General features: G+C 57.2%; 7 protein-coding genes. 1 reads left to right on the top strand and 6 read right to left on the bottom strand.

Going from position 1 to position 12,221, the window contains the following annotated elements; genetic code table 11:
* Window positions 1-87 precede the first annotated feature (87 nt).
* Window positions 88-855, bottom strand: coding sequence for a cyclic-guanylate-specific phosphodiesterase (gene pdeH, locus OGV67_RS01150; protein ID WP_012135651.1), 768 nt, complete (start codon window positions 853-855; stop codon window positions 88-90).
* A gap of 232 nt (window positions 856-1,087) precedes the next feature.
* On the opposite strand from pdeH, the gene kdgK reads away from it, so the two are divergent.
* Complete coding sequence (gene kdgK, locus OGV67_RS01145) at window positions 1,088-2,017, top strand: 2-dehydro-3-deoxygluconokinase (RefSeq protein WP_012135652.1); 930 nt, start codon at window positions 1,088-1,090, stop codon at window positions 2,015-2,017.
* A gap of 85 nt (window positions 2,018-2,102) precedes the next feature.
* Here kdgK and OGV67_RS01140 read toward each other — a convergent pair whose 3' ends face one another.
* From OGV67_RS01140 to bcsZ, 5 genes are all read right to left on the bottom strand, one after another.
* The gene (locus OGV67_RS01140; RefSeq protein ID WP_115614328.1) at window positions 2,103-3,596 is read right to left on the bottom strand and encodes a M16 family metallopeptidase; all 1,494 of its coding nucleotides are present in this window, start codon (window positions 3,594-3,596) and stop codon (window positions 2,103-2,105) included.
* Between the two features lie 219 nt (window positions 3,597-3,815).
* On the bottom strand, window positions 3,816-5,102 hold the full coding sequence (gene dctA / locus OGV67_RS01135; RefSeq protein WP_012135654.1) for a C4-dicarboxylate transporter DctC: 1,287 nt from the start codon (window positions 5,100-5,102) through the stop codon (window positions 3,816-3,818).
* 157 nt (window positions 5,103-5,259) lie between these two features.
* Entirely contained in the window at window positions 5,260-7,266 is a 2,007-nt protein-coding gene (gene hmsP, locus OGV67_RS01130; RefSeq protein ID WP_024131042.1) for a biofilm formation regulator HmsP, read from the bottom strand.
* 277 nt (window positions 7,267-7,543) lie between these two features.
* A complete protein-coding gene (bcsC, locus tag OGV67_RS01125; RefSeq protein ID WP_115614327.1) occupies window positions 7,544-11,128 on the bottom strand; it encodes a cellulose synthase complex outer membrane protein BcsC in 3,585 nt (1,194 codons plus the stop codon).
* On the bottom strand, window positions 11,110-12,219 hold the full coding sequence (bcsZ, locus tag OGV67_RS01120) for a cellulose synthase complex periplasmic endoglucanase BcsZ (RefSeq protein WP_080750344.1): 1,110 nt from the start codon (window positions 12,217-12,219) through the stop codon (window positions 11,110-11,112). Before bcsZ ends, bcsC begins: the two co-directional genes overlap by 19 nt.
* Between the last annotated feature and the right edge of the window lie 2 nt (window positions 12,220-12,221).

Genomic DNA, 12,221 nt, shown 5'->3' with positions numbered 1-12,221 from the left:
AAAGATAGTCCAGCAGACGGAAAAGGGAGGCAGGCTGCGTCCTGGAATACCGCGTGAAAGACGCGCCATTCCGGGAAACAGCGGGTATTACAGCATCAGGATCACCTGTTCAAGGTTCTCCAGCGGAACAGGACGCGACAGAAAATACCCCTGCGCCGCGAAAGCGGGCGAACGTTGTACATCGCGCCACTCTTCCAGCGTTTCCACGCCTTCGACGATAACGCCTCGGCAATAGCGGTTCATCAGTTGCAGCAGCAGCGTAAAGAGGTTTCGCCCTTCCGGCGTCTGGCGCAGCATCACAAACAGATCCCGCGCCACTTTGATGTAGTCGTAACGCACTTCGCTCAGGGCAGAGAAATTCGCCATGCCGGTGCCGAAATCATCCAACCAGAGCGGGCCGAATTCACACATTGAGGCGAACGAAGAGTCTTTCGGTAAACGAATATGTTCCACCAGTTCGAATCGCAGCCAGGGCAGGCGCTCAATCGTTTTCAATACCTCTGGCTGCTGACGCATCGCGATCAGCGTCGGGCCATCGACATTGACCGAGGCCAGCAGGTCATGACGCATGAAAAAATCGGCTTTCTGCTCCAGAAACTGGAGCTGTTCTTTCACCACATCCACGCGGTGTCTTACCGCCAGTTCGGCAAAATAGCGATCCGGGGCAACGCGCCGGGAAGGGTTATCCGGGTGTACCACAACCGTCAGCAGTTCCACGGCCATCAATCGCCCGTTGGTCTGGTAGATTGGCTGATAAGTGTAAGCACGTTCGCACTGCAACCAAAAGCGCCGCTCCTGCAAGCTTTCAATGCTTGCCTCAGGAATGCTTAGCTGCTGGATAACCTGCTTTATCATCTCAGATGTCCTGTTAATGAGAGTGTGACTGCCCGGACTCGTCAAAGGTTATCGGCGCTCTGGCAAAGAACTTTATGTTCAGCGCCCCGCAAAATAGAAACAGCATGACAAAAATCAACACAGAATACGCGTTGGCTCAAAAAAATAATGGAACGATGTTTTAATATAGTTGACCGCTGAATACACCACAGCGCACACTAACGCTAATTTTTTTCAGAGCAGGTTCACGACTATGTCCAAAAAGATTGCCGTGATTGGCGAATGCATGATTGAGCTGTCACAGAAAGGCGCAGACGTTCAGCGCGGTTTCGGTGGCGACACGTTGAATACATCCGTTTACATCGCCCGTCAGGTCGATTCTGCGGCCTTGTCCGTACACTACGTGACGGCGCTGGGCACTGACAGCTTCAGCCAGCAAATGCTGGATTCATGGCAAGGCGAAAATGTCGATACCTCCCTCACGCAGCGCATGGAAAACCGTCTACCGGGCCTCTATTACATCGAGACGGACAGCACTGGCGAACGCACTTTCTATTACTGGCGCAACGAGGCGGCAGCGAAATTCTGGCTGGAGAGCGAGCAGTCTGCGGCAATCTGCGAAGAGCTGGCGACCTTCGACTACCTCTACCTGAGCGGGATCAGCCTTGCCATTTTAAGCCCGTCCAGCCGCGATAAATTACTGTCGCTGCTGCGCGAATGCCGCGCCAACGGCGGGAAAGTCATTTTTGACAACAACTATCGCCCGCGCCTGTGGGCAAGCAAAGAAGAGACGCAGCAGGTATATCAGCAGATGCTGGAATGCACGGATATCGCGTTCCTGACGCTGGATGATGAAGACGCGTTGTGGGGTGAAAAGCCGGTTGCCGAGGTCATTGCCCGCACGCACGACGCAGGCGTCCAGGAAGTGGTGGTGAAACGCGGCGCAGATTCCTGCCTGGTTTCCATCAAAGGCGAAGAGGTGATTGACGTTCCGGCGGTGAAATTGCCAAAAGAGAAAGTGATCGACACCACCGCAGCGGGCGACTCCTTTAGCGCCGGGTATCTGGCAATACGTTTAACCGGCGGCGACGCTGCCGGGGCCGCACAGCGCGGGCACCTGACCGCCAGCACGGTCATTCAGCATCGCGGGGCAATTATCCCGCGCGATGCGATGCCGCAATAACCGCACTGTAGGCCGGATAAGCGTAGCGCCATCAGGCATGATATTCTCGCCGGATGGCGGCGTGACCGCCTTATCCGGCCTACTGCTACTGCGCAGCCGGGATATCCGTGACTTCCGGGTGGACATCATCGGTTTCTGCGCTTGTTGCTGCTGCTGTCACTGGCGCCATGATTTGATCCCACGTTGCCTGTAGGTCCTTCATATTCAGCTCCGGTTCGCCCTTCGGCTGAAGCAGAATCAACGCCATATCTTGCGATAGCTGCTGACGCAGGTTTTGATTCAACATCTCAACGGTCAGGTTATTCAGGAAGTCCTGCCGTAGACGCTGGTACTGTTCCGGGGCAATATCGACCACCTGATTTTGCAACGAGCGCATCCGTTGGCTGATCAAGATATCGGTATCGGTACGCGCATAAGTGGCGAACAGCTTCTGCAACTCCAGATTCTTCTGCGCCACCAGCGCGTTAAACTCCTCTTCCGGCAAGCCGTTATCACGGACTTTCGCCAGTTCACGCGCCACCAGCCCCAGGTTCAGATTCAGCTTATCGCCGGGAGATTCAACGTTGATCGCGCACTGCGCACGCAGGAACAGTACCCGGCAGTCAAAACCGAGACCAATCTCTTTGGCGTTGTTCTTGCTGAGCGCCTGCTGAACATGCCAGAACAGGGCCTCACGGGCTAAATCCGCCTGCCAGTAGCGCAGCAGCGCGGCGGACTCGCGAATGGGCTGCCACGGCGTATCCCACATGATGGAGAGACGATCCTGGCGCACGGCGTCAGTCATAATGCTGACAGCTTCGGCGCGCAGAGGGGAAAGCGTCGGCACTGGCGCAGGCGTTTCACGCTTGCCTTGCAACTCGCCGAAGGTTTTGTTGATCTGCTCAGAAACCGAACGCGCGTCCACGTTACCGACGATAATCAGCGTCATCGCGTCCGGGGTGTACCATTTCTGGTAAAACGCGTTAAGTTTCTCTACATCCACAGGCTGTTTCAGCGGCTCGGCCGGATCGTGGCCTAACAGCGCAGACCCTTTCAGACGATAGCGCCACCAGCCCTCTTTGGTGTCCATAGGCCAGGTGGCAACCATATCTTCACTATTGACTGCATGCGCAACCGTCTCTGGCGTGATGGACAGTTTGCCGGAGGTATGCGCCAGATAAGAGAGCGCCTCTTTTAGCAGATCGTTACGGGTGTTGGGCAGGCTGAGGTTATATAACGTGGAATCATAAGAAACGATAACGGGCGGCACAGGGCGTTTGGGGTCAAAGCCCTGCTGCCAGAGTGAACGTGCTTGCGCGGCGTCAAGGCCGCCGCTTTGCGTCAGCGCGATACGGGGAATGGCATGGCTGAAACCGCTCTGTTGCGTACTTTCGGTGAGCGAACCGGTATTGACCAGCAGACGAACCTCAATACGATCGCTTGGGCGCTGCGGGGTAGCTAATACTTGCCACTGTAATCCATTTGCCAGCGTCCCCTGTTGCCATGCCGGGTCAGGCTGGAGCGCATCTGCCTGCACATAGCCGACAGTAGCCATCATCAGCAGACTGCCCGCTAAGAGTCGAATTTTTGTGCCCTGCATGTAAACCCCTGATCAACAATCCTGGTAATAAAAAGACAGCCTGGAAGGCTTATCTGAATATGACGTTAAAAACACTTCGTGTTAGACCGCGCGAACATAAAAATGTCACGCCAGAAGTGAAAAAATCCCGAAGCCACATGTTGAGTGATTCGGGTGCAGGGGTCAATTATGCGCAAACACCCGCAGTCCTGGAAGGGACTGCGGGCATAAGAGGTGAGATTAAGAGGATAATTCGTGCGTTTTGCCATCAGGCGCACGATTATTCAGCACATCATCCAGCTTTTTGTGGTCCAGTTCTTTCACCCACTTCGCCACAACGACCGTTGCCACGCCGTTACCGACCAGGTTGGTCAGCGCGCGGGCTTCAGACATAAAGCGGTCGATACCGAGGATCAGCGCCAGACCCGCAACCGGTAAGTGGCCCACCGCAGAGATCGTCGCAGCCAGCACGATAAATCCGCTCCCCGTTACCCCGGCCGCCCCTTTCGAGGAGAGCAGCAGCACCACCAGCAGGGTTACCTGATGGAAGATATCCATATGACTGTTGGTCGCCTGGGCGATAAACACCGCCGCCATCGTCAGATAGATCGAGGTTCCGTCCAGGTTAAACGAGTAGCCTGTGGGAATAACCAGCCCCACCACCGACTTACGGCAGCCCAGCTTTTCCATCTTATCCAGCATACGCGGCAGCACGGATTCGGAGGAGGACGTCCCCAGCACAATCAGCAGCTCTTCACGGATGTAGCGAATAAATTTAAAAATGCTGAAGCCAGCTGCGCGGGCAATCGAGCCAAGCACCACCACCACGAACAGAATACAGGTGATGTAGAAGCAGACAATCAGCTGCCCCAACTGCACCAGCGTACCCACGCCGTATTTACCGATAGTAAAGGCCATCGCACCGAAAGCACCGATAGGCGCCAGGCGCATGATCATGTTGATGATGCCGAAAATGACCTGCGAGAAGCTTTCAATCACGTTGAAAATCAGCTGGCCTTTGCTGCCCAGACGATGCAGCGCAAAGCCGAACATCACCGCAAACAGCAGAACCTGTAGGATATTACCGCTGGCGAACGCGCCGATGACGCTGCCCGGGATGATATCCATCAGGAAGCCCACGATTCCCTGGTCTTTTGCTTGTTCGGCGTAGATCGCCACCGCTTTAGCATCCAGCGTCGCCGGATCGACGTTCATCCCGGAGCCAGGCTGAACGACGTTGACGATAATGAGACCAATGATCAGCGCAATCGTACTGACAATCTCAAAGTAAAGCAGCGCAACCGCACCGGTGCGGCCCACCGCTTTCATGCTTTCCATACCTGCAATGCCGGTAACGACAGTACAGAAGATAACCGGTGCGATGACCATCTTAATCAGCTTAACGAACGCGTCGCCAAGCGGTTTCATTTGTGCGCCTAATTCAGGGTAGTAATGGCCAAGGAGGATACCAATGGCAATTGCTGTCAGGACCTGAAAGTAAAGGCTTTTGAACAGAGAGGTTTTCATAGGGTGTCCTTGAAGTAAAAACCACAGGTCTTGTAAGGTTATGGTTAACCTGCGGCCTTAAAATAACACCCACACAACATGACAGAAATGCACCTGGATCATAATTGAAACAAAAATGTTAAAAACTTTGAGCTGGCTCGCACAAGTCTGACCTTTTTTAAGTTTTGTAATCAGGCTGCGCGTTCTTCAGATAACGTTCTTCAAACACATCCGGCGGAACCGCGCGGGCAAACAAGAAACCTTGCGCCACGTCCACCCCTGCCTGCGCCAGCCAGTCGCGCTGCGCTTCGGTCTCCACGCCTTCCGCGATCATTTTCAGGTTAAGGCTGCGCGCCATCAGGATAATCGCCGTGACCATGCTGTCATCCTCCGGCAATCCCTCAACAAACATTTTGTCGATTTTTAGTATATCGACCGGCAGCGATTTCATATGCTGAAGCTGACGCAACCCTGCGTATCCCATACCAAAGTCATCCAGCGCGATGCGTACGCCCGCGCTGCGCAGCGGGCGCAGGATGGCGACGGCGGCATGCGGGTCGTCGATACGTCGGCTTTCCGTCACTTCCAGAATCAATGTATCCGGCTGAATACGATAGCGGCTTAGCAGCTCCAGCAGATCCGACACCATATTCGGGTGCATGAGCTGCAATGCGGAAAGATTCACCGAGAGCGGCATCATCACGCCACGCTCCTGCCAGGCGGAAAGCTGGCGACAGGACTCTTCCAGCACCCAGTACCCGACCGTCACCATCAGACCGCAGGATTCGATACGGTCAATTAACCCTTCCGGGAGTTCCCAACTGCCATCCGGCTGCTGCACGCGTAATAATGCTTCTGCGCTCAGGACCTTACCGCTGGACATCTCCACCTGCGGTTGCAGCCAGATAGCGAACTGGTGGTTATCCAGCGCGTTGAGAATATCGCTCTCTTCCGTCAATCTCTGCTGCGCGGCTTCCATCTGCGCCGGGTCAAAGAACTGAATCTGATTTTTACCTTTGCGGCGGGCGGTAAAGGCGGCGGAGACGGCGCGACCATAAAGCGCCTCGGCCGTCAGGTCGCCGTAAAACATCGCCACCCCGATGCTGCAACTGGGGCGCAGCTGGATGCTTTCGATCGGCAGCCGTTCATTAATGACAGTGAGCACTTGCTGACCTAACGTAATCGCGTGCCACGGTTCTTTTACGCCGTGCGCGATGATGGCGAAATCAAAGCCGCTTACCTGCGTCAGCACCATTCGCGGCGCCAGCACCGATTTCAGTTTTTCCACCAGCGTAAGCAACAGGATTTCCCGCTGCGTCTCTTTGAGCACGCCTGCGGTATCGCGCAGCGTTTCACAGGTGACAATCATTAACGCCGTCGTCTGCTGACGCGTCACAACCTGTTCCAGAAGCCCCATCAGGAAAGCCTTGTTGGGAAGCTCGGAAACCGGAAAGCGCATCGCATGATCGTTTTGCTCAATGCTGTGACGCTGGGCAATCTGCTGATTCAGGTTGTAGCTACGCACCAGCATACCAATCTCATCGTCATGATGCAGACGCGGCAGCGCCAGCTGATGGCCTGTCAGCTCCTGCGGCGGGATATCGTTAAGCTCCCGGGCGATTTTGCGTAGAGGATGCACAATCAGGCGGTTCATACACCAGGTTATCGCCACCGTCAGCATCAGCGATAAAAGTAAGTAAATGGTCACTAACGTCGAGAGCGTGCTCATCACGAACTTATACATGCGGAACGAGTCCGCCTGGAGCACCAGATACGCCAGCGGCTGTGGGTTGGCTGGCCGTTCAAGGGAATAGACCGGCAGCGAGATCTGCACCGGCAGTTCAAACAGACGCGTCACCGTCACCGGGACGGAGCGCTCAGGAATAAAACTCATTCGTAGCGCCTGGAATTGGTTCGGCAGCACCACGTCGGCGCGGCTGACCACGCCCGCAGGCTGAATGCGCGCCAGGATGGTTTCCGCTTCAGGGATATCCGCTTTCAGGATTGCGGCGGACAGCGGTTCGCGGACAGAACGGGCGATACTTTCCAGTTGCGTAGCCGTGTTATAGCGGTTCTGCTGTACTAAATGAAACAGCAAAACGGTGCAAAAAATAAATACAAACACCAGGACAACGGCCGCAACCATTGCCATCTGCTTAATTGTTAACGAGCGGCTGACGCGCAAATTGACTCTCCATGACTATCCCCAGGCTGCCGCCAGAGTATACCCGATCGCGCAGACATAAAGAGAGGCCGTATCTGAAAAGGACTTTTCCGAATCATCAGTGCCGGATGGCGGCGTAACCGCCTTATCCGGCCTACAGAAAGCGCACACTGCCGGATGGCGGCGTAACCACCTTATCCGGCCTACGAAAGAGCGCCTTGCCGGATGACGGCGTGGCCGCAAGCGCGTGTTGTAGACCTGATAAGACGCGAATGCGTCGCCATCAGGCGTTCGGCGCTTACCAGTCCGCGTACGGCACCAGCGGCTGCGGCGGTAAATCCATATCGCCCTGCCATCCCGCAGCGGAATAACGCACATACAGCAGGAAATGGCTCGGCGTATAATCCTTCGCTTCCTGAATATCAATTGCCGTTCCGAGGAACCAGTTAGACGTCACCCGTCGCTCGATCAGCGCCCGCGCCGTATAACCAAAGCCCTGACTGCTGCTGCCGCCATTCGTCTGCGTGGCCGCCTCTTCGCGGTAATCCGTCGGGATCAGATTCATCAGCGGATAACGCGGCATGGTTTTGGTGCGTGAATGCGACCAGGATACCGAACCGCCCAGCTCCCACGACCAGTTTTCCGTACGCTGCCGCCACATCACCGGCACGGCGAACGACACATACTCCTGCGGACTGTAATAACCGCCATGCCCCAGCGAATACCCGCTCAGGTCTTTGTCGTAGTGCCAGATCATATTGTTCAGGCCGACGGTGACGCGACGGTTATTCTCATTGATGATTTTATAGTAATAGCCCGTCATCCAGCGCACGCGCCAGTTATCCGCGACGTTCTTACCAGTCAGTTGATCGCCGCTCAGCGAAGCCCAGACGCCGTTGGCTTCACCTTTGTCATAGCTCAGGCTCACACCGCCGCCGTCCGCACGCACGCCGCCCCATTTTGTGCCCGTGTTGCTCGGCGCGTCTTTCTGCCCGCCAAAGGCCAGCAGAGAGCTGGAGATTGGCCGACGGTGCGCGTTCAGCGTATAGCCCAGTGGCCCGATATCATTGCTGTAGCTCACGCCGCCAACCACATCGACAACGTTAAAGCCCATCGGCGTAGTCCCGATATCCCAGCTCCAGGTTTCGTTTTTCCAGCCGACCGCCACGCTCGTGCCGGTATCAGACTGGCTGCGGTTGCCGCTACAGTCATGCAGCGTACAGGTGCCCCAGTTCTTATCCCAGGTGCCGTCCGCACGGGTCGAGAAACTGCCGACATCCACGTTCACCAGGTCAGCACGGAAGAACATCCGGCCATCTGACAACGGCGCGTCAACCTGGAACATGGTGGTATGCGCTTTCAGATCGGAGTAGCCGCCGGTGCCGCTCGATCCCCAGTAATCATGCTCCAGCGTGACGTTCAGATCCTGCTGTCGGTATAAATCCGCCGCATCGCTGCGCACGCCGCGTTTTAGCCAGTCATCTTTCGCGTCATTACGGGTCAGGCGAGTAAAGGTGTCATTATCCTGCGGGCGGGTCGGCGTAATGCCGGAAGCCACCATCGCGTCTTTGTACGTCTCAAGCGCCTGCTGCGGTTCGCCGTTTTGCGCCTGAAAACCCGCCGCGTCGCGCAGCACCATCGCAGTTTCCATAGAAGGCGGCTGTGACTTCGCCTGTGGCACAATCGTGTTGAAGGTCTTCTGCGCCGCGACGGTATCGCCCAGTTGCGCCTGAGCCCGCGCCATACGGCGCTGCATATTGATGGACAGCGGCTCCCCGGTCGCCGGGGCGGGAAGTTTCGCCAGTTCCGCCCGCGCCGCCGCGTTATCGCCCTGCGCAATATAGACTTCCGTCAGGCCAAGTCGGGCATCGACATTACCCGGCTCCCGCGCCAGAACCGCATCATAGGCGGCGCGCGCCGAAGAATAATCGCGCCGCTGCTGCGCCCAGTCAGCAAGGGTTAAATCAATGCGCGTAGAGGCGGGCTGTTGGCGAAGCAGCGTTTCCGCTTCCCGCTCTTTGCCGCTATCACGCAGGCGGCTGGCGGTTTCCAGCACCTGATTATTTTGCAGCCTGTCCGCCAGTTCCTGAATATTGCTGTTCCACTGGCTACGCGGCAGATTATTGATATGCGCCATCGCCGCTCGATCCTGATCGTTGCCCGCGAGGTACAGCCCATAGGCATACACCTGATCCGGGTCGTTCGGTTTCTGACGCGCCAGCGCGCGCATGTGCGCATCGGCCTGGCTGCGCTGCCCGGCGTTCCACAGATCGCGGGACAAACGATACGTTACCCAGACGCTGCCGGGGTCCAGCGCCAGCCTGCGACGATGCAGTTCCGCCGCCTGCGCCCAGTTCCCCTGGTTTTCCAGCGCTTCGGCCTGCTGCGCCAGCCGGTCGTTTTCAAGGCTACGCTCAATATCATCAATACTTTGCCGCTGACGACTGGAGAGCGACGCGATAAACGCCGAGGCTTTCTCCGGGGACTGCTGACGATAGATATTCGCCAGGCCGCGCACGGCGTTGCTGTTGCCGCTGTCCATTCGCAGCGTCTGCTGATAGTAGCGCTCGGCGGCGGGATAATCTTTACGCGCCATCGCCACGTCGCCCAGCCCCAGCACGGCATAGCTGTCGGTATTGTCGATGCTCCTGGCCTGCCGGTAGAGGCGTTCCGCCTGGTCCGGGTTATTCGCTTTCAGCGCGGCGTCGCCCTGCTGAATCGCCAGCCAGTAGCGGTTTACCTTCAGCAGGCTTTCCCATTTGCCGCGACTGCTGCTGTTCGGGTCCATCGCAAGCGCTTTCTGGAACTGCGCCACCGCGCGGGCACGATCGCCGCGCTGCGAATAGGCCTGCCCCAGCGCGCCGACGGCTTCGCTGTCGCGGTGATCCGCGCTTACCGCCTGCTGCAATTCCGTTACGGCTTTGCCGCCCTGTCCGGCCTCCACCGCCGCCAGGCCTTGCGCTCTGGCTCTGAACGCCGGGTCGGAAAGCTGTTGCTGCTGTTCACTCAACTTGCTGCGCGCGGCATTGACGCTATCGCCTTCGCTAAACACCGTCAGGTATTTTTGCAGCGCTTTTACGCTGGCGTCGCTGGCAGGCAGATCTTTAATCTGCTGATACCAGAGAGCAGAAGCCGTCGTGCGCCCGTCGCTGGATTTCGCCATCTGCTCTAATACGGCAAATCCCTCATCGCGTCGCCCGCCGTCAAACAGCAACTGCGCCAGCGTGTTTTGCAGGGCAGTATTGCCCGGCGTACTGGCGTTAATTCTTTTAAGCTGATTAATCGCCTCGTTACGTCTCGCGGGAGATTTCGCCACCGTCGTCCAGTATTCCACCGCCAGATCGCCTTGCGGCGGATGACCTTTAAACAGCGCGTCGTAAGCGGCAATCGCTTCTTCGGTATGACCGGTGGTCGCCTGTAAACGCGCCTCCTGCAAGGACTGGCGTCCTTCCGGCGTGGAAAGCATCATCGTTGTGCGGGAGGACTGATACGCGCTGGAACTCGGCGCTAACTGGGAAAGCCTGTCGAGCTGTTTCTGCGCCCCGTCATTGTCGCCCTGGCGCAGCAGGTAGCGAAACCGGGCGGCGACCACTTCCGGGTTGTTCGGGTCGATCAGTTCCAGGCGATAAAGCGACTGGCGCACCAAATCCTCACGGTGCGAGGCTTCGCCTAACCGAACCTGTTGCAGCAACTGCTGTTGCGCGGAAGGCGCCGCCTCGGCGAACGGCATCCAGGCGATGCCGAGCGTCAGGCCGAGCACTGCCCGATGGCGACGCTTTAGCGTCTTATCCGGCCTACAATCAACGGCATCCCGTAGGCCGGATAAGGCGTTACCGCCACCCGGCAAAATGAGATGGATGAGACTTAGTTTGAACTTGCGCATTCCTGGCCCCAGTCAGGTAGTAATTCACCTTTAGCGGTGAAGCGAAAACGATGCTGATCCCATCCTTGTCCGAAAAGCGTTAGCACATAGCTATAGTAGGCATCGCTACCGGGAAAATTGTCCGCCACGCGCTGTCGCTGCACCGCCTGAGCATCGCGGTTTTGCAGGAAAGGCAATAAAGAAGCCGAAAAGCCCACCGGCCCGTCGCCCTGAGCTTTACCACTGGCGACATCCACCTTCTCTGGCGGAACGCCGTTTTTTGTCGTCAGCGTCGCCATCGGTTTCAGGCGCGTCAGCAGCCGCGCTTTTTGCGGATCGCCGTCGTGCATCATCCCCGCCCATAAATAAACGCGGATGGCATCGTAACTGCTGACCAGCGTTTTTTCCGGTTTCAGCTGCCAGCCTTTGTCTTTTTCATAGCGCACCCAGTCCGGCGAGAACCCTTTCGGGGCGGTTTCCATCAGCAAACGCATATTGGTTTCACGCAGCGTGGTCCAGGGCGCGCCAAAGCGGGTAAAATATTGCGCCAGTTGCGGGGGTAAATAGCTCGGGTTAAAGCGCCAGCGCGTCTTTTCCGCAAAACCCACGTTCCCCGGCAGCAGCATTGACCCCAGCCCCGGCACCGTTACCACCTCTTCACGCGCAATGCGTTTTAGCAGCGCGGCGCCAGTGTCGGTATAACGCGACGTTTTCCATAAGCGCCCGGCTTCCAGCAGCGACCAGGCCATCCAGATATCGCCGTCGGAAGCGGAGTTTGCATCCAGCACCTCCCAGGTCGAGGGGTCTTTCTGCCCCCACAGCCAGGCAGGCAGATGCGCCTGTAAGGAACCCTGCGCCAGGTTGTTTTGCGTCCAGTCGAGGATCAGGTCAAATGCCGGACGATCGTTGGCGGCGAGGGCAAAGAACAGCGCATAGCTTTGCCCTTCCGACGTCGTGATTTTGCGCGCGTCGCTGGGGTCAATCACCCGTCCTTCCTGACTGATATAGTCCTTTTTGAACTGTATCCATGCCGGCCACGTACAGGCCGCCTGCACGCTGACGGTCGCCAGCATCAGGGCAGTTAACATCCATCCACGCAGCGCGTTCATCATCG

Origin of the sequence: Citrobacter sp. CK188 (assembly GCF_030333525.1) — a bacterium.
GTDB lineage: Bacteria > Pseudomonadota > Gammaproteobacteria > Enterobacterales > Enterobacteriaceae > Citrobacter_B > Citrobacter_B koseri.
Note: the sequence above shows the minus strand (reverse complement) of the source record. Positions and strands in the feature narration are given on the sequence as shown.

Coding starts and splice junctions, on each gene's coding strand:
- pdeH (WP_012135651.1), bottom strand. CDS start 855: ATGATAAAGCAGGTTATCCAGCAGCTAAGCATTCCTGAGGCAAGCATT.
- bcsC (WP_115614327.1), bottom strand. CDS start 11,128: ATGCGCAAGTTCAAACTAAGTCTCATCCATCTCATTTTGCCGGGTGGC.
- dctA (WP_012135654.1), bottom strand. CDS start 5,102: ATGAAAACCTCTCTGTTCAAAAGCCTTTACTTTCAGGTCCTGACAGCA.
- OGV67_RS01140 (WP_115614328.1), bottom strand. CDS start 3,596: ATGCAGGGCACAAAAATTCGACTCTTAGCGGGCAGTCTGCTGATGATG.
- bcsZ (WP_080750344.1), bottom strand. CDS start 12,219: ATGATGAACGCGCTGCGTGGATGGATGTTAACTGCCCTGATGCTGGCG.
- kdgK (WP_012135652.1), top strand. CDS start 1,088: ATGTCCAAAAAGATTGCCGTGATTGGCGAATGCATGATTGAGCTGTCA.